The sequence below is a fragment of the Streptomyces sp. NPDC026500 genome, from assembly GCF_055567635.1.
On record NZ_JBVHQB010000011.1, the window covers coordinates 252,726 to 275,339 of the forward strand.

13 protein-coding genes and 1 pseudogene are annotated in these 22,614 nt (G+C 68.2%); 8 read left to right on the plus strand and 6 right to left on the minus strand.

Annotated features, from left to right (window positions below; all coding sequences use genetic code 11):
• Positions 1-46: 46 nt before the first annotated feature.
• Together ACZ4N5_RS21890 and ACZ4N5_RS21895 are read left to right on the plus strand one after the other, a co-directional pair.
• Positions 47-817, plus strand: a complete 771-nt coding sequence (locus ACZ4N5_RS21890) for a peptidoglycan-binding protein (RefSeq protein ID WP_467758724.1) — start codon at positions 47-49, stop codon at positions 815-817.
• 183 nt (positions 818-1,000) lie between these two features.
• Positions 1,001-2,833, plus strand: a complete 1,833-nt coding sequence (locus tag ACZ4N5_RS21895; RefSeq protein ID WP_467758725.1) for a hypothetical protein — start codon at positions 1,001-1,003, stop codon at positions 2,831-2,833.
• Here ACZ4N5_RS21895 and ACZ4N5_RS21900 read toward each other — a convergent pair.
• The 3 genes and pseudogenes from ACZ4N5_RS21900 to tnpA all read right to left on the minus strand — a co-directional run.
• Entirely contained in the window at positions 2,820-3,533 is a 714-nt protein-coding gene (locus tag ACZ4N5_RS21900) for a nucleoside/nucleotide kinase family protein (RefSeq protein WP_467758726.1), read from the minus strand. The two genes, ACZ4N5_RS21895 and ACZ4N5_RS21900, sit on opposite strands and share 14 nt — an antisense overlap.
• A 591-nt stretch (positions 3,534-4,124) precedes the next feature.
• The gene (locus ACZ4N5_RS21905; protein ID WP_467758727.1) at positions 4,125-4,340 is read right to left on the minus strand and encodes a DUF6243 family protein; all 216 of its coding nucleotides are present in this window, start codon (positions 4,338-4,340) and stop codon (positions 4,125-4,127) included.
• Positions 4,341-4,737: 397 nt separating this feature from the next.
• Positions 4,738-4,965: pseudogene (gene tnpA / locus ACZ4N5_RS21910) on the minus strand (IS200/IS605 family transposase); the annotation flags it as partial.
• A 195-nt stretch (positions 4,966-5,160) separates the two neighbouring features.
• On the opposite strand from tnpA, the gene ACZ4N5_RS21915 reads away from it, so the two are divergent.
• Positions 5,161-6,270, plus strand: a complete 1,110-nt coding sequence (locus tag ACZ4N5_RS21915; protein ID WP_467758728.1) for an RNA-guided endonuclease InsQ/TnpB family protein — start codon at positions 5,161-5,163, stop codon at positions 6,268-6,270.
• 472 nt (positions 6,271-6,742) lie between these two features.
• On the opposite strand, the gene ACZ4N5_RS21920 is transcribed toward ACZ4N5_RS21915, so the two are convergent.
• Positions 6,743-7,339 (minus strand): NADPH-dependent F420 reductase, encoded by a 597-nt coding sequence (locus ACZ4N5_RS21920; protein ID WP_467758729.1) that lies wholly within the window; start codon positions 7,337-7,339, stop codon positions 6,743-6,745.
• Positions 7,340-7,380: 41 nt separating this feature from the next.
• Positions 7,381-8,214, minus strand: coding sequence for an inositol monophosphatase family protein (locus tag ACZ4N5_RS21925; RefSeq protein ID WP_467758730.1), 834 nt, complete (start codon positions 8,212-8,214; stop codon positions 7,381-7,383).
• A gap of 131 nt (positions 8,215-8,345) precedes the next feature.
• On the opposite strand from ACZ4N5_RS21925, the gene ACZ4N5_RS21930 reads away from it, so the two are divergent.
• Both ACZ4N5_RS21930 and ACZ4N5_RS21935 read left to right on the plus strand, forming a co-directional pair.
• Positions 8,346-9,269, plus strand: a complete 924-nt coding sequence (locus ACZ4N5_RS21930) for a LysR family transcriptional regulator (protein WP_467758731.1) — start codon at positions 8,346-8,348, stop codon at positions 9,267-9,269.
• A gap of 280 nt (positions 9,270-9,549) precedes the next feature.
• The gene (locus ACZ4N5_RS21935; protein ID WP_467758732.1) at positions 9,550-14,550 is read left to right on the plus strand and encodes a hypothetical protein; all 5,001 of its coding nucleotides are present in this window, start codon (positions 9,550-9,552) and stop codon (positions 14,548-14,550) included.
• Between the two features lie 19 nt (positions 14,551-14,569).
• Here ACZ4N5_RS21935 and ACZ4N5_RS21940 read toward each other — a convergent pair whose 3' ends face one another.
• The gene (locus tag ACZ4N5_RS21940; protein ID WP_467758733.1) at positions 14,570-14,992 is read right to left on the minus strand and encodes a hypothetical protein; all 423 of its coding nucleotides are present in this window, start codon (positions 14,990-14,992) and stop codon (positions 14,570-14,572) included.
• 344 nt (positions 14,993-15,336) lie between these two features.
• Here ACZ4N5_RS21940 and ACZ4N5_RS21945 point away from each other — a divergent pair, with 344 nt between their 5' ends.
• The 3 genes from ACZ4N5_RS21945 (at position 15,337) to ACZ4N5_RS21955 (ending at position 22,151) form a co-directional block, all read left to right on the plus strand.
• On the plus strand, positions 15,337-16,641 hold the full coding sequence (locus tag ACZ4N5_RS21945) for a VMAP-C domain-containing protein (protein ID WP_467758734.1): 1,305 nt from the start codon (positions 15,337-15,339) through the stop codon (positions 16,639-16,641).
• The gene (locus tag ACZ4N5_RS21950; protein ID WP_467758735.1) at positions 16,638-18,074 is read left to right on the plus strand and encodes an SAV_2336 N-terminal domain-related protein; all 1,437 of its coding nucleotides are present in this window, start codon (positions 16,638-16,640) and stop codon (positions 18,072-18,074) included. The genes ACZ4N5_RS21945 and ACZ4N5_RS21950 overlap by 4 nt, the downstream gene beginning before the upstream one ends.
• A 336-nt stretch (positions 18,075-18,410) precedes the next feature.
• The gene (locus ACZ4N5_RS21955) at positions 18,411-22,151 is read left to right on the plus strand and encodes a substrate-binding domain-containing protein (protein WP_467758736.1); all 3,741 of its coding nucleotides are present in this window, start codon (positions 18,411-18,413) and stop codon (positions 22,149-22,151) included.
• The last annotated feature ends 463 nt before the right edge of the window (positions 22,152-22,614 follow it).

Here is a 22,614-nt window from a genome sequence, read left to right on the forward strand (position 1 = left end):
ACTGCGCAGGGACGGCGGGAGACCGCGTGTACGGAAGGAGAGCAGTGTGTCGACACGGCCCGAACGCGGGAAGTCCACCGGGCGCTCAGTGATCGAACCCACTCACATCGAGCGCCGCCGCCGCTCCGAGTCCCTGGCGGAGCTGCTGCGGCAGGTGCGCGAGCAGGAGGGGATGACGGACGCGGACGAGGACTACGAGTCGCTCACCGCGCCCGCGGCCGCGATACGACTTCTGCCCGCCCCCGAGGAGGACGAGACCGAGGAACTGCCCCCGGTTCCGGCGGGAGAGGACTACACGGCCGACGCCCCGCGGGTGGACGGAGCCGACACGGCCGACGGACCCGCCGCCGGAAGCGGACACCCGAATGGAAAGAGGCCCAAAGGCGCCCACGGCCTCGGCCGCGACGCGGGCCTGCGCCGCGCGGCGATCACGGTCGCCGTTGTCGCGGCGGCCCTGATCGGCTTCGCGCTCGCCCTCCTGGTGCCGGGCGCGAGCCGGGACGACGCGTCCCCGGCGGGAGCCGGAGTGAACGCCTCGACCGCACCGGCCGACCGCGCTTCGGGGGACGCCACCGATCCGGACGGCGCCGGCACTCTCCGGGAGGGCGACAGTGGCCCCGAGGTGACGGCCCTTCAGCAACGCCTGCTCCACATCCCGAACGTGTACGACCACGGCAGCACCAGCGGCACCTACGACGCGACGCTCGCCGCGGCGGTCGCCCGCTTCCAGGTCTGGTACGGCATCCGGGGCGACGAGTCCGGCGTCTACGGCAACGACACCCGGGCCGACCTGGAATCCAGGACGGCGGCCCCCTGAAACGGCCGGGGCGGGCGGCGCGGTGACGGTCGCTCCCCCCGCCCCGGCCCCCTCGCGTCGACGGACACCGTGATGTTCGTCGGACCGACGCGCGCGCTCCCGCTCGCGCTCATCTGCCCACTCGGCCTCCGTGCGATCCTGGCCGAGGACATGGCGACCTCCGGCACGAGGAGCTGATCGCGCGTGCATCTTCCCTACCAGCGGGGCCCGTTGCACGATCTCCCCGACGATCCGGCCGCCTACGACGCCGTCCTCGGCGCCGTCGCCGAGGAGGCCCTCGCCCGCCTCACCCCCGAGGGGAACCTCGAACACCCCGCCGCCGGCGACGACATTGGCGACACCTCGCTCGGGACGACCTCCCTGCTGGCCCTCGCCTGGCAGCGCACGAAGGACCCCCGCCTGCCGGAAGCCGTCCGCCGCAGCCTCGCCTTCCACCTGCGCGAGCGCGTCCACACCGAGGACAACCCCGGTTACCCGAATCTGCGGCGCCGCAACTCCGGTGAACCGTACGCCCGTTACGTACTCAAGGCAGGTGCGCACCCGCTCGGCGACTGGCCCAGCACGGTGTGGGCGCTGCTCCAGGCCGTGAACATCCTGGACGCCGGGGACGGCATCCTCGACGCCGAACAGCACCGCGAACTGGTCGAGTTGGCCCACGGCTACTGGCGCTGGCTGACCGAGGTGACCTACTTCAACCCGCAGGAAGCCGGCAACCAGGCGATCGGCTGTGTCGTCGGCGGCCTGATGGTCGCGCGACAACTCCCCGCCCCGGACGCCGCGTCGGTCCGCACGTGTGCCATGCGGCTGTACCTGGAGCAGATCCACGCCCGCCGTGTGCGCGACCGCGGTGCTCTGCTGCCACCCGAGCACGGCGGCGCGTACGACAACAACTACGGGCCCATCTCCCTGTCCTTTCTCGCCCAGGCCCACCGGATCAGCGGCGAGGACGTCTTCGCCGCGGACGGCGAGGCGCTCGCCCGTTACATCGACGCGCGCTTGACCGTCGGCGGGTTCGACGTGGGTGGCCCCCGGTACAGCGAGCAGCACTGCGGCTTCGAGGCCGTCCTCGGTCTGCGCTACTTCGGCCACCGCGTCGGCGCCGACCTCGGCCGCTACCGTGGCGACACCCGCTGGGGCCGGCACGCGGTCCACCGCGACGGCGGCGTCGACGGCCACTTCGCGTTCATGCTGGTCTGGCAGATCCAGGACGGCACACGCTGGCACCGCCTCCCCTCGAAGGACCCGGTACGGCACCAACTCCGGGCGGGCCGCGTCTCGGTGGCCTTCGACGACCGGATGACGCCCGCCCTGGTCGAGGCCGCCGGCACCTACTGCCTGCCCGCCGCGGTGAACCGGCAGCACGGCTTCGGCCCGGTCGTCGACGGCTTTCTGTACTGCCGTCCCCTGGGCGAGGTCCGCGTCCGTGACCTGCGCAGCGGCCCGCTGACCGGCAAGCTGGTCACCAAGCCGGTCGTCGGCCGCGATCACGTCCTGCGCCACGTCCGGTCCCTGTACGTCACCGACGGCACGCGCCTGTGGCTGACGGTCGCCGTGGAACGCCTCCCGGGGAGTCCCTATCTCCTCGCCGGGATGCCGTACGCCGCGGACGACGGCGAGCGGGTGCGCAGAACCGCCGAGGCCGAGGTGAGGTCCGCCGCTGCCCTGCGCCTGAAACACCCCCGGGCCGAGGACGTGGACCACTTCGACGCCCGGACGCGGACCACCCAGGAACAGGCGGCCTTCGCGCTCGCCGCCGACCTGCGCGGCTACGGCAACCCGGACGAGGGCTGGCGCCACCTCGTCTCCTCCACGGCCATCGAAGCGGACCCCGTGCCCGGCGCCCCGGACGCCCTGCACGTGTTCGCCGTCCGGTACGGACCCGGAGGGCCCTATGCCCCCACGTTCGCGGGCACGTCGGCCCGACTGACCGTCCGCACCGAGGCGTTCACCGCGCGGATCGGCGATCCCGCGGGCGATGCCCACGGGGAACCCGAACTGGAGATCAGCCCTCGGTGACCGCCGGCTCCGTGGCCGCGTCTCCGGTGACCGCCGCCCCGACGACCCCCGCCCCGACGGCCCCCGCCCCGACCACCAGGTCGGCGCGGTCCCGGGTCGCGGCGACCAGCTCGGCGTTGCGCTGATCCGTTCCGAGCACCCACGCCACCGCCGTGTCGTGATCCTTCCCGAACCGCTCGTGGCGTGCGACCAGCCGCCGGATGCGGTCGGCCTCGTCGAGCTCGCAGAACCAGACCTCGTCGAGCTGCGCGCGGGCTCGCGTCCACCCGTCCTCGCGCAGCAGCAGATAGTTCCCCTCGGTGACGATCAGACGGGCGGCCCGCGGAATCGGAATCGCTCCCGCCAGGGGCTGTTCGAGGACCCGCTCGAAGCCGGGCGCGTAGACGAGATCCTCCTCGTCCTCGCGGAGCCTGCGCAGCAGCGCCGCGTACCCCGCCGCGTCGAAGGTGTCCGGCGCCCCCTTCCGGTCACGGCGCCCCAGCCGGTCCAGCTCGGCGTCCGCGAGATGGAACCCGTCCATCGGCACGTGCGCGACGCGGAAGGGCCCGTCCTCGTCGAGCCGCCGGACCAGACGCTCGGCAAGCGTCGTCTTGCCCGCCCCGGGGCTGCCGGCGATACCGAGAAGGGCGCGTCGGCCGGGACGTACGAGCGATGCGGCCCGCTCCACCAGGTCGTCGAAGGTCGGACCCGCCTCGGTCATACGAGCCCGGACCGGAGCACGAGGACAGCGATTTCCATGTCCCCAGTATCGGCGACGCGGGTCGCGAGGGAAGTCCTGTTCCTGGGGGGCGATGGCAGCACGACTGAAACCGACAAGCTGCCCGGCTGCCCCTGGCGAGTGATCTTGAGAGGGGTGGCGTGACCGGGCGGGTGGGGAGCGGGGTTGACCGTGTATGCATCTGACCCGACGTCTGCTCACCATGGCGGCCGCCGTCGCCGCCGTCCTCGCGACCGCCCTGTCCGCTGCCGTGCCGACCGCTGCCGTCCTCGAACATGACGCTGATGGCGAGCATGACGTTGAACCGGCTCGGGCTGACGTTGGTGGGCAGATTGCGGTGGACGAAGGTACCGACGACGGACTCGGTGCCGTCGAGCTGGACGTCCGCGGCCGAACCGCGGAACTGGTACCCGCTGCTGCCCCACCTGACGTCCGCGGTGCCCGGGCCGCCGACCGGGGAGATGGACGGGGTGGTGGATGGGAAGACGCTGGAGGTGACGACGGTGGTCTTGGTGACCGCGCGTCGCGGTCCGGGCCCTGCCCCGTGCGGTGCCGCCCTGCGGCGGCGGTGCGTCAGCTCTTTGCGGTGTCGTCGCCCGCCTGCCCGGCGCCCTCAGCTGCGCCTGTCTTCTCGCGCATCTTGCGCACCAGCTCCGCCTTCTGGTCGGCTGCACCCTGGCGGTCGAGGTTGCGGTGCGGACCGTTGTTCTGCCGTTCGGCGCGGGACAGCTTCTTGCGCTGGCCGCCGCCCATGCCCACGGGGTTGTTGATGTTCTTGCTCACGGTCACGGGTTCTCCCGGTAATGATGTGAAGTGATCTACGGATTCATCGGTGGGCGACGGGCGGCGACGTCTAAGGACGTCAGCGGGGGCCCATCCGCTCTCACTCGTGAATCGGTGTCTGGAAGAACATGACAAAGACGTTACCCGGTTCTGCCAGCCCCGCACACCAACCCTTTCGCGGCCCCGGCGTCGGCCGGGCCTTCGGCGAGCGCCCGGGGTTCATCTGCTTCAGGACGGTCCTGTCGCGCACTGGTTCGCCCTTTTAGCAGTCGGCCTCGGCTGACCCCGGCAGCGATCAGAAGACCTCGCCTGTCTCCCGGTTGTGCCTACCAATGATCTTGGCTAGTGCCCCCGCCTTCAGGCGGGGGGTGTAGGTCATCTCAAGACTGCTCTAACCCACAGGTCACAACGGACGCTGCTGGTTCTCGACGTACTGGCGGACCACCGTTATCGGTGCGCCGCCGCATGACCCAGCGAAGTAGGAGCGAGACCAGAACCGGCCGTGCATGATCGCCCGGTTCACCTTGCCGGTGTACTCGAAGCGGAGCCGCGGGGAGGAGACGCCCTTCAAGCTGTTGACCAGCTTCGAGAGGGCGACCTTCGGCGGGTAGTGCACCAACAGGTGCACGTGGTGAGACGCTTCCCATCGCGGTGACATGCACCAACGCTAGTGTGATCAGCGAAACTACCAAAGAGTAGGACGGGGAGGGAAGTTGAAGCGTCAGCGTGGCCACAAGGCCCGGCTTTACCTTCTCCCCGGTCAGCTCGCCCAGGTCGACGACCAGGGACATGGCGCCCGTGCGATGTGGAATCTGCTGCACGAGCTGTGGCAGATGACGCCGAAGTGTCAGCGGTCCTCGCCCGCATGGACGAGGCGATACGCCAGGCCCGCAAGGACCTTCCCTGGCTCAAGGCCGTACCCGCGCAGGCCGCACAGCAGGTCCTCAAGACGTATCACCGGGCGTGGGTGAACTGCTGGGAAGGCCGCGCCGAAGCGCCGACCTTCAAAAAGCGCACCGCCCGCCGCGCCGTCGACATCCCCCAGGGCCGAGACCTGCGCGTCAGCCGCCTTTCCCGCCACTGGGGCCAGTGTTGGATACCGATGGTCGGCCTGGTCCGCTTCCGATGGACCAAAGACCTCCCGCACGGCAAGCGTGCCGACAAGCTCAACCGGGTCACCGGGGCGCGGCTGGTCAGGGAAGCGAACGGCTGGCACATCGTTTTCCGCGTGCAGACCGAGGCGGACGAGCCGAAGCCCCATGAGGGGCCGATCACCGGTATCGACCGGGGCATCACCAAGCCCCTCGCCCTCTCCGACGGCTCCTTCCGCGAACACGGCCCGTGGCTCACCCCTGGTGAGACCAAGAGGCTCAAGCGGCTGGAACAGAAGCGGGAGCGTCAGCGCCGCCACCGCAAGCGAGGCGAGCGCAACAGTAACCGCCTGCGCCGCACGTACGACCAGATCAAGCAACTCCGCGCAACAGCCACGCGCCGATCGCTCGACTGGGCACACAAGACCACCACCGAACTTGCCGACACCTTCGGCGTCATCGGGGTGGAAGACCTGGCCATCGCCAACATGGTCAAGTCCGCCAAGGGCACCGTGGAAGCCCCCGGCACCAACGTCCGGCAGAAAGCCGGGCTGAACAGGTCGATCAGCGGTGAGGCATGGGGCCGAACGGTCACCCTGCTGGAATACAAGCTGACCGACCGGGGCGGCCACCTGGTCAAGGTCCCCGCCCCGAACACATCCCGGCGCTGCTCGGCCTGCGGGTTCATCACCCCCGGCAGTCGCGAAAGCCAGGCCCGATTCGTCTGTAAGGCAGACGACTGCGGATACGAGGCGAACGCGGACACCAACGCCGCCCGCAACATCGAACACACCGCAGGACATGCGGTGTCAGGACGTGGAGACCTCGGGGTTACCCGGTCTTAGAAGCGTCAACCACCCACCCGGCCGCACTGCGACACGGATGGGATTCTGCCCCCTTCAGGGGCGGAGGATGTCAAAGACGGTCAGGCGTGAGACGCCACGAGCAGGTCGAGGAGTTCCGCGGCCTGCCGGGGTGAGCGACCGCAGAGTCGGGCGAAGACATCGAGGTCCGTACTGCCGGCGTCGCCCGAGGTGTGCGAGGCCAGAGAAAGCGCGGCCGGCTCTCGGCCAGCGGCCGCCCGGCTGGCACGGCAACTGGGGCGGGGCGCAGAGGCGGCTACGCCCTTCGGCTGCTGGTGCGTCAATTCCGCGCCAGGGCGCCCCCATGGGCCCGCCTGCCCGGAACGACAACATCCGCCGCGTCCGCTGGCGTGGAGCTGGTTTTGGCCGCAACGGTGGCTCAATGAGCGCACCGCTGCGGGCAGATCCACTGGGACCAGAGATGCCTGGTCGCGGCTCACAGCTTTTCGTCCAGTCAGCGGGCGATCGAGATGGCGAAGGGCGCGAATCCGCTGGACCGGATCACGTGAGGCACGAACAGGATTGCGGCCTCGACGGCCTGCGCGGTCTCGATCCCGCCGAGGTCCGTGATCCACTCCCGGTGCCAGCCGAGGTCTTCGAGAAGCCCGCGGACGGCCTGCTTGGCCCCCGGGTCCTCACCGGATAGGAAGGCGGTGGGCGACTGGACGAGTGCGGTAGGCGCTGTCATCACCGTGTAGAGCATTGTGTTGAGCGTCTTGACGACGCGCGTGCGGGGGAGCGCAACTTGGAGTTGCTCCCCGAGGCTTGAGCCGGGGTAGAGCAGGTTGGCGGGCAGTCCGTCCGGTCCGTCGAGGGTGGCGTTGGAGACGTCTACGAGGATCTTGCCCTCCAGCTCCCCGCTCAGAGCGAGGAGCCGTTCCAGCGAGCCGGCGCCCGGCGTGGCGTTGATGACGATCTGCCCTGTCCGGGCAGCGTCGCCGGCAGCGCCTGGCGAGCGGTCCGCCACGGTCACCTCATGCCCGGCCCGGGTGAGGGCTGCGGACAGGCTGCCGCCGACGCGGCCGTTTCCGAGTACGGCGATCATGGTCATGTCGATCTGGTCCTTCCAGTGCTTATGGTTCTTAGGGGTGGTCAGCGCGAGAGTGTGGCGACAGCATCGGCGTGCACACCGGGTGTAGCGGCCAGCAAGCTCTCGCTCTCCGGCGTCCAGGGGTGGCCCTCGGCGTCGGAGATTCGTCCGCCGGCCTCGGCTACGAGCAGTGCGCCGGGCAGCAGGTCCGCGCGGGCCCCGGCGAACTGCCAAAAGGCGTCGATCCGCCCGGCAGCCACGTTCAGCAAGTGCAGGGTCGCCGGCACAGACGTCCGTACCACGAGAGCGTCGAGCAGCATTGCGGTGATCGAGGAACCGATGCGCCGCACGATCGCTTCGTCTTCGTCCGGCCTGGCCTGGCTCGTGGCCACGAGGCTCAGTCCGAGGTCCGTGGTCTCAGAAACGCGCAGCGGCCGGCCGTCGAGGTAGGCGCCGCCGCCCGCGAGCGCGGTGTAGGTCTCGCCGGTCAACGGCAGGTGGACCGCGGTGAGTACCGGCCGGTTCTCGCGCACGAGTGTGGCGGTCACCGCCCACTCCGGCAATCCGTGCAGGTGGTTGACGTTACCTTCAGCAGGATCCACGACCCACCATTCGCCGGGAGGCAGGGCCCCGCCCTCGAGCTCTTCCTCAACCCAGCCGGCCATCGGGCGCAGGAGCGCGAGGCGTGGGCGCAGGACATCGAGGGCCGCCTCGTCGTTGGCGGCGAGCGCGCGCATCAGCTCTTCGCGCGTCCGGTAGCGGACCACGCCGCTGAACCGCTCCCGCAGCGCCGAGCCCGCCGCACCTACGGCGATCGCGATCTGCGCGAGCAGTTCGGCGTCGGACACGGAGCCAGCGACCGCGGCATTTCCAGTGCTCTGAATCGATTCGGGCATGGCGGTACTCCCATCTCAGCAGGGGGATGAAGCCGAGGGCGAAACCGTCGATCTTTGCGCCCCGCACCTCGAAGGTATGAGCAGCGAGCATTAACCTCAAGTGCATGTAAAGCACGGCTAGAGTGACTCACATGCAATTGGATTTGAACCTGCTCGCCGCGCTCGACGCGCTCCTGGAGGAAGGAAGCGTGACCGGCGCGGCCGAACGCCTGCACGTGACCGCCCCGGCGATGAGCCGAAGCCTCGGCCGGATCCGGAGAGCGACGGGCGATCAGATCCTGGTGCGCACCGGGCGCACCATGACCCCGACGCCGTACGCGATCGCCGTTCGGGAACAGGTCCACGACCTGCTGCAGCAGGTCCAGAGCGTGCTGGCACCAAGCCGTGAACTCGATCTCACGACACTCGAGCGCACCTTCACTCTCCGCTGGCACGATTCTCTCGTCGCCCTCAGCGGCCCCACGCTCCTCGCGGAGGTGCGTAAGCAGGCGCCAGGCGTGCGTTTGCGTTTCATCGCGGAATCGAGTATCGACACCCCCGAGCTGCGTCGCGGCGAAGTCGACCTCGAAGCGAACGCGAACCGCCCGGCCCAGCCCGAGATCAGCGCCGACCAGGTGGCCGAAACCCGCCAGGTCATCGTCATGCGGCGTGGGCACCCGCTCGTCCGTGCCAAAGCCGTCACCGCCGCGCGGTACGCCGAGGCCGAGCACATCACCATCTCGCGGCGCGGAAGGTTCGACAACGCTCTCGACGAGGCTCTGGCACGGCTTGGCCTCACCCGACGTGTGGTGGCGACCGCGCCGACCGAACGAGCCGGATTCGAGTTCGTGCGCGAGTCCGACCTCCTTGTCACGGCCCCCGAATCCACGACACTCTCAGCCGCCGCGGATCTCGGTCTGGCCCTCCTCCCACTGCCGTTCGAACTGCCCCCGGCCCCGGTGTACCTGTCGTGGCATCAGCGCTACGACACCGACCCCGCACATGTGTGGCTACGTGACCTGGCGCGAACCGCGCTGGCCGGTCCGGGGAGGGGCCTGAATCAGGCAACGCACTGACCACGCCAGCCGCCTGCCGCTGCCGACGCTGAAGGGGTTCCGGGTGCTGCCGAGAGTGATCAGGCGTGCCCCCGATGCCTCGCTGTCCTCCGAGCAGCACACGAGGCTGGAGGCCATCGGGTCGGGTCGGCTGGGTTGGGATGGGCGAAATCGGCGGTGCGATAACGGAATTGTGCAGAGCGGGGTGGTCATATGCCGTCGGCCGCTACACTCGCCGCGTGTGTGACGTAGCTGACACTCGGAGCGTCCATCGGTGTCGGCCAGGGGGAGTTGAGTGCGCGTGGAAGACTGGACTGTCGAGTTCGATCCCGCGAGTGGTATCGCGGAGACAGGCCAGGGTGAGATTCGGTCGGCCCTGCGCAATATTGCCTGCAGCGATACACCGAAGGCGGGGCATTGGCCGGGCGGCCTGGACGAGGTGCGGGTACTGGGACGGCTGGCCGGGGGGCGCAGCGGTTCCGAGGTCGTTGAACTGCGACTGGACCTGAAAGACGGTTCCCACCGGTTACAGGTGGCCAAGTTGTCCGACCGGGCAGAGGCCATCAAGGAATACATGAACGCGGCCGAGGTGGCCCAACCCGAGCGGTTTCCCATGCATCTGGCGATTGTCGCTGCCAGCAGGGGAGTACTGGACCAGAGCCCGAACTGCCCTCACGGACAGGGACTCCAGGCCGTCGTCTACCAGCATGTTGCCGACCGCCACGGTGGCCGTGGTGCGACCCGCGGCCTGGAACAGGTCATTGCGGCCGGGGTGGTGCAGGAGTCAAAGCTGGAGTCGGCGCGTGTGTCGCTGCGGCAGGTGATGGAGCAGCTGGCGGATCAGATGCACACGCCGCAACGTCGTCAGCAGGCGTCGCTGGGTCCGTTGAACCACACACTGGGCACGGATCTCTATCTGAAGTTCGAACGGGTCAGACCGACGGGGGACGACGAAGAGGTCCGTCTCGACCTCGGGATAACTTCCCCGAGTCGGGAGGAAGTCGAGCAGGAGCGCTGCCACGCCGATGATCTGCTGCGCAATTCGTCGTCGCCGCCTGGCGGGCGTCGCACACTGAGTATCGGGCAGCGCGTGACAGTGGTCATGGACGACCTCGACCTGTCCGAGCACGCCGTCAAAGGCCGGGTGGACACGGCTGCGGTCCAGGCTGAAGCCGGTGGGACGGCCTTGAAGAAGAATCTGAGAGCCGAGTTCAAAGACAAGACCAGCCTCCTTGTCAACGCGACGGTGGTTGCCACCCGCGCCCAGCGGCGCTCCCGGCTGATGACCTCGTTTCTGAACGGCCTGGGCACGGTTGAGGAGCGAGAGCGTGAACTGGTGTGCGACGGCGTGTCCGTTGCGCATCCTCTGCGCAGTCTCTTTGACATTTTGCGGGCGGCCAAAGAAGACCGTGGCCACAGCCCGGTTCACGGGGACCTCAACCCCCGCAACGTGCTGCTGCGCGGCGAGAGCGCCTACCTGATCGACTTCGCTTCCGCCCAGTCCGCTGGACTGTTGCTGACGGACTACGCCTGGCTGGAAGTCTGTGTGCTGCGTGAGTTGGAGTCGGCGGGCTTGACCTGGTTGGAGCTGATACAGCTACAGCGCCAGCTAGCCGTGCTGAGTCTGCTCGCCGTGCAGGTCGATTCCGACTGCCTGGACAAGATTCTCGCGGCGGTCGTCGATGTCCGCGGTGGTCACGCCAGCCGGTGCCTGGCGCTTTTGTGGGAGATCAGGCATGCGGCGCTGCAAAGGGAGATCGCCGCCGGTGTGCCTGCCGAGGCGGCACAACGGCATCTCTTCCAGCATCTGACCCTGGCTGCGCTGCGTCCGTTGAAATTCCCGGAGAGCGATCAGTCGCCGTACAAAGCCGCGGTCTGCGCTGTGGTGGCAGGCGTGGCGTCGGAAGCGCTGCACTCTCCGCTGGACGCGCTGTTCGCCGCCTGGGATCCCGGGGAGATCGCAGCGTTTGGCAGCGCGCTGCTCGACTCCTCCCAGGCTCATCTTTCCTGCTGCGTGGATGTATTGATCAGAATCCGCCTGGCGTGCCGGGCCGCCCACAACCCGGGGTGGGGCGCTGATGCGGACACCGCCCTGGTGCGGGCGATGATGCGTGGTCCGCTGCATGCACCGCTTGAGCAGCAAAGAGAGCACACCCCGCTGAACTCGCCGTTCATTACGCTGACGGGACGGATGCTCCCTCCGGGCGAGCCGTTGCTTCTTCAGGGGGACGGCGCTCTGGCGATGGGACCCAGTTCGGCCCTGGACCTGCTGGCCGGGACCGACCAGCACGTTGTGCTGGTCGGTGACTGTGGTGCGGGAAAGACCGTCACCGTGCAGGAGTTGCAGGCTCGATTACTCAGGGGCGGCCTCGACCCCGGCCAGGGCGATGACGTTCTGCCTCCGTACTGGCCCATCGAGGTCAGCGCCCAGCAGATCAGTGCTCACCTCAAGGCCGAGCACCAGCGCTTGCAGGAGGATCCAGAAGCAGCACCGCCGCCGTGCACACTGGCCGGCGACGTCAGCAACTGCTGCACGATACCGCTGCTGCCTGAAGCCGTGCTGGCCTGCATGCTGGACATCGGTGCTGTCTATCTCGTCCTCGACCAACTGCACAAGGTCGATACCGCGGAAAGACCCGTGGTGCTGGCTTGGATCTCCGCACTCAGCCAGGCCTACCCCGCCGTGCGGATCGCGGTGTGTCAGCGCGCCAGTGACTACCAGCCGGACGTCCTGCGCTGGCCGGCGATCGCCTTGCACAAGGTCCGCGCGCAGCAGGCGAAGGAATACATCGAGGACAGACTCCGCCAGGACGAGCCGTTGTCCTGGCGACCGCGGATGCAGGAACTCAACCGGGCACTTTTTCAGGACCCCGAGGCCGGCGGCCTGCGTGACCTGGCCACCAAGCCGCTCTTCTTGAGCATCATGGTGGAGCACCATCTCAAAGGGAACAGCTTTCGCACCACCAACCCCGGCCGGCTGGTCGAGGATTACATCCTGGGCCTGATGGGCGACGTCGACGCCGGCGAGAGTGAACGCCGGATGAAGCTGTTCGAGCAACTCGCGCGCGACATGGACGAATTCGGCGCTGCGATCAGGTACGAGGATGCCCTCAAATCGCTCGACAGGCTCAGACCCCCCAATGCCGGCCTGACGCTGGAGGCGCTGCTGCGCACGACGGCGATCGTGACCGACCCCGCCCGTACCTGGATCACCTTCGGCAACCCCATCATCCACGCCTACTTTGCCGCGGCTGTACTGAGTTCCGATCCTGGCACGGTGGCCGACCGCGTGCTGCAGTTCCACTGGCGCGAGGCGGCTCAGCTGCTGGTCGCCAACCCGCAGGCTCCTCAGGACGTGGTCCGGCTCATCCTCGAAACCGCCTTGGACGCCAACTCCGTGTATGGGGCATGGCTGCTGCAGGCGGCTCCCGCGGACAAGTTCACCGACCTGCGGGGGCACCTCGTGCAATCCCTGACGGCGCAACTCGAGGCAGAGGACAGCGGTCAGCCTGCCTGGCGGCAGGCCGCCTACGGACTTGCCAAGTACGGGACCCCCACAGCCCTGGCCGCTCTCCAAGACGCTGTCCTGCGCGACATCGACGCTCCGGCGGCGGCGGAAGCCCTGGACGGGCTGGTCATGATGCACCAGTGGTTCGTGCCCGATGCAGGCAGCGTCCTCAGCACGGTCCTTTGTCACCTGCTCGACCTGCCGGACGACGGGATCAGCGAAGACCTGGCGGTGCGGGCGGTGCGCAGCATCGCCACCGCCGGCCTGCGTCCCCTGGTGGGCTACGTCTGGGACCGCATCCACAGCGGCACTCCGTGGCCGGTCATCCGTCAGGCGTGGCAGGCGCTGGAGAAGATGAGAGTAAGACCCAGCAGCAGGTTGCGTGCCGTGTACGCCGAAGCCTGCCGGACCAGGCTCGCGGCCGCAGAGCAGGAACTGTCCCGGGCGGCAGCCGCCACCACAGCCCAGGGCTTGTGCCAGGAGCAGAGGGAACTCCTGGCAGTCCTGGCCGGTGAGGGTGATCTCGAAAGAGTGCTCAGCCACCGGTTCCGCGCCGGTCTGGCCGACGACGCCGCCTGGCACGACCTCGTGACTCGTGCCGGCAGCCGCTGCACCGACAGTGCGCTGACCGGCCTGCTCGACAGTGACGACACCAACTGGTTGTCCCTGCTGCTGGCGGAGAACGAAACCCACGCCCTGCTGGCCGCACACGTACTGCTGCACCGGGGGCAGAGCCTGCCCGTGGATGTGCTGGGACGGGCCGCTGCCGCAGCCTCCCCGTCCCGACTGCTGGCACTGGCTCACTTCGTACACGGTCTGAACGGCGACGAGGCGTCAGCCGTAGACAACATCGTGCGCTCCTACGCAGACAAGCTCGACGAGGGTTATCTGGAGCCACTGTCTGTCCTGGTGGGCGCCGTCAGCAACCTCGACCTCGAGGCGCGGCCGCGGGCGGCGCTGCTCGTGGAAGAGGCCGCACGCAGACCCGGCCTTGCCCCCAGCCTGTACTGGCCCTGGACCTCCGCCTGGAGGGAGAGCGTTCCGGACCGCACGGATGTCGCCCTCTTCCTCGACGCACCCCAGCTCAGCGACGGCGAGGCACTGAAACTGATCAGCGCGACGGATGTCCTGCTGGATGCGCCGCCCTTTGACCCCCTCCCGCTGAGCGACGACCACCGCGAGCGCCTGGCGGATCTCAAGCCCGAGGATCCCACCAGCCTGGACGCACACCGCTTCGTGATGCTGGCCGCCACCACCGGCCTGCACCACACCCTCGACTACGTCCGGACCGTGGCAGAGCACCCCGACAACGCCACCGCGGAAGTCGTCCACTCCCACCCTCTGCACGGCGAGGTCGCCGTCGTGCCCGCAGCACACGCCATCGCCGCCATCGGCTATCTGAGCCTGCTGGCAGCCGAGGACCACTCCACCGCCAGCCAGAAGGCCTTCAGCGCGCACAAGGAACTGGACCGGATGTTCACGGACCTCGCCACCGCCCACGTGAGCCTGCGCCGGGCCCGGCTCATCGGCATGGGATTCCTCGGGGACTGGATGGAAATCCTCGAACGTCTCGAGCCTGAAGACCCCGTCATGCACCATGCCGCCCACAACATCGTGATGCACTGGCTGCCCGGACCCTGTTCACCCCCCACCAGCGAAAAGGATCATCTGGTAGGCGTCGCACGCTGGATCCGCGAACGACTGCGCCAAAGGGACATCCCGTCCCCCACGCGTGCGGCACTCGTGCACATTCGCGACAGCGCCGAGACGCAATTGGGGCGCTATGTCCGCTAAATTGCGCCCTGTGTACGGCTCAGAGCAGCCCCATTTCCTTCTTCGCAGCCGCCAGCACCGTGCGTCTGGCCAACGACGCTGCCACCAGGGCCTGTTCACGCTGAACTCCCACCGGCGCCTCGTGCACATCCTGCTGGCGCTGCAACAAGACCTCGCCGGCGCCTATCACTCCGTCCGTCGCCAGCAGACGCAGCCGTGTCAACTGTTTACGCATCTCCCGGTACTCGCTCAGCAGCCCCTCGGTGAGCGGTTCGCCCCCATCCGCCTCGCGAGCCAGGTCGGAATGCCGCCAACTCGCCTCCAAAAAGGCCACGAAAGCCTCCGTCAGTGCGTCACGGATCCACCGGTGATGCTCCCGTCGACCGCTGACCATGGTGGTGACCACCAATGTTGCCGCGCTTGTCACCGCCGCGGCCCAGGCCGCCAGCCCACTGATATCCATAGGCCGCTCATTCTTGCAACGTCACGCCCAGCGCACTGCCGATCACCGTAAATCACGGTCGCGCGCCCGCACGCTCTAGCCGAGGGCGCCGCCATCGCAGACCATGGACCGGAAGGCACCCCGCTCCGGTCGAGTCGTTACCAGCCCACCCGCCACCGGCATCGCAGGAGTGACCAGCTATGACGGACCACGCACCGACAGCGCCAGACCCCTCGCCACCATCCCCGGGCCTGAGCGATCTTCAGCGCGCCATAGTACGTCGCCTCACCGATCACCCTGCCCTCGCCAACGAGGCGGCATGGTCCGCGCTGGCAGCCCGCATGAACCGCCTCCACGGCCGCGTCGTGCTCACGATCGATGACGGGGCTCCTACCGCGACCCGTGTGCAGCAACTCCTCAACGCCTGCACCAGTCAGGCCGACAGCGCAGAATCCCTCGCCGAGGCGCTCGATCACGTCACCGACGACTCCGAGACCACCTTTCCGCTGCGGACCATCGCCGACTGGCTCGCCGCGCGCAGCCTGCTGTCCGACGCCGAGTTAGGCGAACTGCACCACCTGATCAAGGACGTGCCCGCCAACGACGTCCGCACCGTCGCCCAGGCCTCCCTCCCACGCCTGTCCGCGGACCTGCCACGCCACTGCACCGACACCTGGCCGACCGTCCTGCATCTGCTGCGCCGCAATATGCTGCCCAACGGCCTGCCACCCCTGCTCGCCTTCGTGGAACATCTCGCCGCAGCACGCCCGGACCATCAGCACGGCCTTCAAAACTGGTCGAGTGGACGCGCCGAGCGCTGGGGCCTGATCACAGAACTCCAGACCTGCCGGTCCGCGGCCGCATCCTTCACCCTGCCCGAACCCTCACCGGCCCGCGTGATGTTCGTCCTGCTGCCCGACGGACTGCAAAGGGACTACTACACACTGCGGATGTGGCACCGCGAAGGCATCCAGACCACCCCCGCCCTACGCGACGAGGACACTCAGACCGTCTCCCGCGGCGAACTGCCCCGAACGGTTGCCCAACGCCTGACGACCTGGCTGCAGAAGACCAAAGACACCACACTGCACAATCTGTCCATCGAGTTCTGGCTGCCGATCACCCTGGTCAACGAACCCGTATGGGAATGGTGCAAGGACGTCGCCCTGCCGGCGGCCGCCACCGTCCGCAACGTCAGCATCCGCAGCCTCGACCGGCAACAGCTGCCGACGATCGAATCGGTGTGGCGCGCGCGATGGGAGGGGCTCATGCAAACCGCCGACGCCCGTCCTGCGCGCACCCTGCCGCTCGCCCTCTCCCGCGACGTCACCGCGGACAAGACCGGCCACGACCCCGTCATCCTCGACAGCCCGCCCGACGACCGGGACGGCCGCACCCAATTCCTCAACGCCCTGCGCAGCGGAGCACCTGCCATCCTCTGGCACCGGCGGGACTGCTCTCCCGCGTTCCGCAACGCCGCACTCAACCTGATCAACGACGGGCCGCTGTACGAACTGCCCGACCGCATCAGCGCCCTACGCGCTGGAACCCTGCATACGAGCACCCCCAACGAGTTCAACCGTGACATCACGTTGCTCTGGGACGACCCCGACAACCCGCTGCCCACCCTGCACACCCTGGTAGCTCCCAGTGAGGCCGGCACCCTGTGAGCGACCCCACCCCCTGCCGATGGCTCGTCACGAGCACTCCCCAGGACAACCGCGCGCAGCGGGTCGATCTGCACGCCCGCGCCTTCCCCCCGCGGCCCGTCTTCTCCGCGCCCCCCGAGGGATGGCCGCGCCCTACTCCCGCCTTCGCCGCCCCCGCGGCGGCCAGCGCACTCCAGGCCCTCAGTGCACTGGACCCCGCCTCCCACCGAGCCAGTACGCCCGCCATCCCCAACGTCCCCGGAGCCAGTCCGTATCCCCGCGTCCGCCCGCCCGCCTGGGATCTGGTCCTCGTCATCGACACCGGCGCCTCCATGACGGCCTGGCACGTGAGCATCAACGCGTTCGTCGAACGCGCCTACAAACTCCGCTCATTCGGCGAGGTGCACATCGTCAAACTGCACAGCCAGGGCTTCGACCCGACACGCCAACTCTTCGACAAGGCCGAAGTCGGACACGCCGGCATCGGCGGTGACCGGCGCAAGAAACTCATCCTCGTCATTACCGACGCCGTGGGCCCCGCCTGGAACCGTCAGCCGCTGAAGGACCAACTGTCCGCATGGGCGGCCAAACACCCTCTCGCCATCCTCCACGTCCAGCCCTACTCACACTGGACCCGATCCGCGCTGGTCACCCGCATCCTCACCCTCCGCTCGGCCGAACTCGGCGGATCCAACGCCAGTTTCGAGACCCAGACGCCGGATGACCCCTCACTCGACGCCCTCGCTCCAGCGGACCCCATCGCCGAGGGCAGTCTCGTCGTCCCCGTCATGGAACTCAGCAAGCGCTGGATCGAACAATGGTGCCGCCTGCTCAGCTCCACCAAGCGAGTACGCCAGCAAGCCATTGTCCTCGGCAGCCCCGCCAGACCACATGACGAAGCCCCAACAGCGGCCTCAGCGGAAGACCTCGTCGTCGACTTCCTCAAAAAGGCGCTGCCAGACACCGCCAGACTGGTCGTGCTGCTGGCCGCTGCACCGCTCAACCGGCACATCATGCAACTGATCGCCGACGTCCTCATGCCGCACACCGGGCCGGAGCACCTCGCCGAGATACTCAGCAGCGGACTGCTGCGGGTGGTGGGAACGCAGGACCCCGGCAACGCCCCATTCCACCAGGTCGTCTTCGACTTCCTCCCCGGCGTACGCAGGGAACTGCTCTCCCGCCAACGCGATGGCCGAAAGGACTGCGTCTCCGTGGCCCAGGTGGTCGACGACTACCTTTCCGAGACCGTCCCCGGAGTCGAGGGACTGGCCGAACGCATCCGACATCTCTCACCCCCGGACACCGTCGAGGTGAACGAGCAGAACCTGCTCTACCTCGAAGTGGAGCGGATCATCTTCGAAGCCCGCTTGCCAGGGTCCGAGAAGGCAGCAATCCAGAGAATGAGCGACAGCATCAGGCAGTTCAAGCACCAGCACCACGGTGTGCGCTGACCCGAGAACACCGCTTGCGGGATGCGGGTCGCGCTTGCCGGGGCCACCGGGGGCGAAGCGGCTCGGAGCACCTGTCGGAACAACTTTGTGCCGACCGCACGGCAGTCTCGGCCTCCGCAGTCCCGCCGAGTACGAGACCGCACTCGCAGCTTCCGTCACACCGACGGTGTTCGTCAGAGCGGAACAAGCTCACTGCCAGTCAGCAACATCCGGAGGCGGGACGTTGCTGGGCATTTGTACGCAGCCCCCGTCAATCCTCGCTACGCTACGTGCCGTTGCTACGTCTGCACAGTGAGGGAGGCGGACGGAGCTTCGTTATGTGCCGGGGGGTAAGTGGTGGGGCGGCCGAGGATTTCCTTTGACGCGGCGTGCGATCTGAGCAGCAAGGAGCAGGAGGATGTCAAGGATGCGCTGCTGAACGTGGCGGTCAGTGACGACCCGCATGCCGGAGAGGCACAGTGCCGGGAGCAGGGCCGGTGGCCAACCGATGTGAAGTCGGTTCTGGTGCACGGCCGACTGGCTGGGGGCCGTGGTGGAGCGGACGTCCTGGAAATCAGCGTTACGCGCACGGGCCGTCCTGCGTCCTTACAGGCAGCCAAGTTGATGCCGTACGAGGAGGCCGTAAAGGAGTGGGAGGCCTACCGAGACCTGCGGGCGACGCTCGACTCTTCGCTCTATGTGCCGGTCGTTGCGGTGAGCCGGGCCGTCCACGAAAGGCTCGACGACGAGATCCCCTGCAGCGTGGTGGTGTACCGGCATGTCAGTGCTTGGGATCATGTGCCGGGCCGCCTGGAGTCGTTGGAGGATCTTGTTGCGGATGCCGTGACGTCGCCGGAACGGCTGGAGAAGTGCCGGCAGATCCTGGCCCGCGTGCTGCGGTCGTTGTCCGTGCATCTGTACGGCGCGGTGCGATGCGAGGAACTGGACCTGGAGGGAGAGAACCGACACCTTGGCGTCGATCTGCACCTCACGGCCGACAAGGTCGAGGGCAGCGGCGCCTTGGTCCGTCTGGTGGACGGCAATCCCAGGGCCGATGAGATCTTTCCTCGGCCGTCGTCCTCGGAGGTCCTACGCAACGCTACCTCCCCTCCTGGCTCGGGACGGTCCCTGCGGATAGGGGATCGGGCCGAGATCATGCTGGAGGGCGTCGCTGTCAAAGGCGAGTCGGTGCAAGGTGAGTACCGCTCCTCCCGGGTGCAGGTGAACTTAGAGGGGAAAGCGGCCCAGCCGCAGCAGACGAGCAGGATCCGTGAAGGTCGCACCATCCGAGTCCAGGGACGGCTGGCCGCGCTACGGGCGCAGGAGTGGTCGGCCTTCCTCGGAGACCATTTCGACGGCCCGGGCGCGTTCCGAGAGGACGCCGACGGTCAGACCCTGCGCTATGAGGGAACGGTCTTCGGCCACCCTCTCGCGGCCTTGCACCCTCTGCTGGTCGCTGACGCCGGCAAGAGGGTGCGCTCACCCGCGCACGGTGACCTCAACCCTCGGAACGTGATCTTGTCGGGCGACACTCCCTTCTTGATCGACTTCGCGACGTTCACCAAGGACGCGTTCACGCTCGCGGACATCTCCTGGCTGGAGATGTGCATCCTGCGCGACTGCGTTGCCAAGTGCCTGACATTCCCCGACGTCATCCTTCTGCAACGCTTCCTGGGCCTGCTGACCCTGCTGCGCCCCCACTGGAATGAGCAGGCACTGCAGGCGGCGGCCTCCTCGTTCGCCGAGGTGCTGAGCGAGGACCAACCCGCCCTGGGACGCTGCCTGCTGATCCTGTGGCAGGTACGGTGCGGGATCTGGAACGTGGTGCCCGACGACTGCCGCGCACAGTGGCCGCAGCACTACTTCGAGCATCTGGTGCTTTCAGCCTGCCGCACGTTCAGATGGCCGTCTCCCAACTCCCCGGAACGGGTACAGGTCTCCGCGGCCGCCGCAGGCGTGGCCTCGGAGTTCCTCGCACCGGACGGTCTCCTGCGGCATTGGAGTGATGAGGACAGGAATACAGCCGTCCGGGTCCTGAAGCAGTTCGGCAACAGCGACGCGGTGACGGAGCGCCTGCTGAAGAAACCCGCAGCGACAACCGGCCACAGCGCACCGCGCAGCAAGGGGCCGAAGCGAACATCGGCATGGACCCTGCGGGAAGCCCCGCACACTGTGGGCCAGGGGCACGGGGATGTGCGCGCAGCGGATGATCCCGCGCCCGACCGCAGTTTTCGCGAAGTGCCACCGCCGCCCTCGCCGCGCCGCGGCCTCAAGATGTCTCTTGCTGTCCCGGCCACCATCGGAGTCGCCGCAGTCGTCATCACATTGCTGCGGCCCGGTACGGATCCGCCGAAGTCTCCTGCCCTGCCGACGTGCACACAGCCGCATCCCGAGGCGATTCACCTTGCGGCCTCGTCCGACCTCTACGGGCAGCTCGACCAGGACGCGAAGGACTACAAGGCTCACAAGAGCGGAAGCCACTGCTTCAGCATCACGGTGGACAAGCAGAACTCCGGCACCACGATGCGGGCCCTGGCCGGCGGCTGGCCGGCAGGCGGTAAGCCGCAGCCTGACATCTGGTCCCCAGCCGGCACGATCTGGCTGCGCCTCGCCAGACAAGAGGCGACCGCCACGACCAGGAAACTATTCCCCGACCAGGATCCGCAGCCGATCGTCACCAGCCCGCTCGTGATCGCCATGCCGGAACCGATGGCCCAAAACCTTGAGCGGTCCGACAAGCACATCGGGTGGCGCACCCTCGCGGATGCCGCGAGACACTCCACGACGTTCTGGGCCTCCCACAAAAGACCCGCGTGGGGGGAATTCAAACTCGGCAAGACCAACCCCGACTACTCCACGTCCGGCCTCAACGCGACCCTGGCCACAACGGTCGCCGCGACCGGCAGCAGCACCGGGCTCACCCCCCAGGACGTCACCTCGCCTGCCGCCAAATCCCTCATGGGTGACACGGAGAGCGCAGTCGTCCACTACGGCGACACCACGCTGGCCTTCCTGCAGAATCTGCGCCGCGCCGACGACGCCACCACCCCGGCCAACCCGGACGCGGCGCTGCACTACATCTCCGCTGTCACCGTCGAAGAACAAGCAGTCGTCGCCTACAACATGGGCTATCCCTGCGGCACGTTCAGCACCGAACGCGGCTGCAGGAAGCGCCCCACACGCCCCCACACGCCCCTGGTCGCCATCTATCCCAGCGACGGCATCCTGTACTCCGATCACCCCTTCATCGAACTGACCACCATGTCCAAGGAGAAGAAAGCCGTCGCCGACGGCTTCGCCGCCTACTTGCGCACGGCAAAGGTGCAGAAGAAATTCAACCCGCTCGGCTTCCGTACCTGGGACAACCGACCCACACCCTGGCTCAAGCCGGCCAACGGGGCACTGAGCGACCCACCCATCAAGCGGCTGCCGCCGCCGGAACCCGCCGCGCTCAGCACACTCCTGGACGTCTGGCCCAAGCTCCGCAAGCGGGCTCACGTCTCCGTCCTGATCGACACGTCCGGCTCCATGGGCGAACACGTGACGGATCCGGACAGTCCGAGCAAGATGAAGTTGTTGAAGCAGGCCGCGCCCGAGCTCTTCGGCCCGGGCGGTTTCGCCGACAACGACCAGGTCGGTCTCTGGGAGTTCTCCGACACCGACAAGAACAACGTTCCGATGGGGCCGATGAGCGGCGACTGGGGCGGGGTCCCGCGCCGCAAGGCGCTCACCGTCGCCTTTGCGCACCTCAGGCCGGACGGGAGAACGGCGCTGTACAAATGCGTCGGCGACGCGGTCGACCAGCTCAGGGCCCACTACGACCCGTCGGCCATCAACGCGGTCGTCCTCCTCACCGACGGCCGCAACGATCCCAAGGACAGCAAGGGCCTGGACACCCTTCTGGCCAGCCTCAGTGACCACCGGAAACCCGTCCGGGTGTTCACCATCGCCTATGGCAACGGCTCTGACGAGCGAGTCACCGCAGACAAAACCGTCCTCGAGGACATCGCGGATAAGAGTGACGCACACCCCTACGACGCGAAGGACCACCCCGCCGACATCGCCGACATTCTCGCCAACGTCATATCCAACTTCTAGCCTCGCGCCTGGCGTACTCGATGAGGAGACCTGACCGAGGGCCGCGGCCCTGGGGGCGGCGACGGTGGCCCTGGCCGCGGGCGCGGTCGTCGGTACGGTCGGTACCGCGTCGGCCGCCCCGCAGGACCACCGGTCGTCGGCGGGGTCGCAGGACCACCGGCCGTCGGCGGGGTCGCACCACTGCGAGAGGGTGGCGGGCCACTGGGCACGGCAGTGGCGCCCGGCGTTCCGGGACCGGCACCACCACTGGCACCCCGGCCAGTGGATCCGCGTCTGGCACCCCGCCCACCAGGAGTGCCACCACTCACCCCGTCGCTGACGACGGCATCCGCTCGTAAGGGCGGCTGCGATTCACACCGGAACCGGCCCCGGCGCGCCCTTTCGAAGGCGCGCCGGGGCCGGTTCGTCAGGTCGCAATGCTGTCAGCCGGGCCGACATTCACGCCACGCGCACCACGCGCGGT

Excerpts from the sequence above, each read along its gene's own strand:
- ACZ4N5_RS21930 (WP_467758731.1), top strand. The coding sequence starts at position 8,346 with ATGCAATTGGATTTGAACCTGCTCGCCGCGCTCGACGCGCTCCTGGAG.
- ACZ4N5_RS21940 (WP_467758733.1), bottom strand. The coding sequence starts at position 14,992 with ATGGATATCAGTGGGCTGGCGGCCTGGGCCGCGGCGGTGACAAGCGCG.
- ACZ4N5_RS21925 (WP_467758730.1), bottom strand. The coding sequence starts at position 8,214 with ATGCCCGAATCGATTCAGAGCACTGGAAATGCCGCGGTCGCTGGCTCC.
- ACZ4N5_RS21900 (WP_467758726.1), bottom strand. The coding sequence starts at position 3,533 with ATGACCGAGGCGGGTCCGACCTTCGACGACCTGGTGGAGCGGGCCGCA.
- ACZ4N5_RS21920 (WP_467758729.1), bottom strand. The coding sequence starts at position 7,339 with ATGACCATGATCGCCGTACTCGGAAACGGCCGCGTCGGCGGCAGCCTG.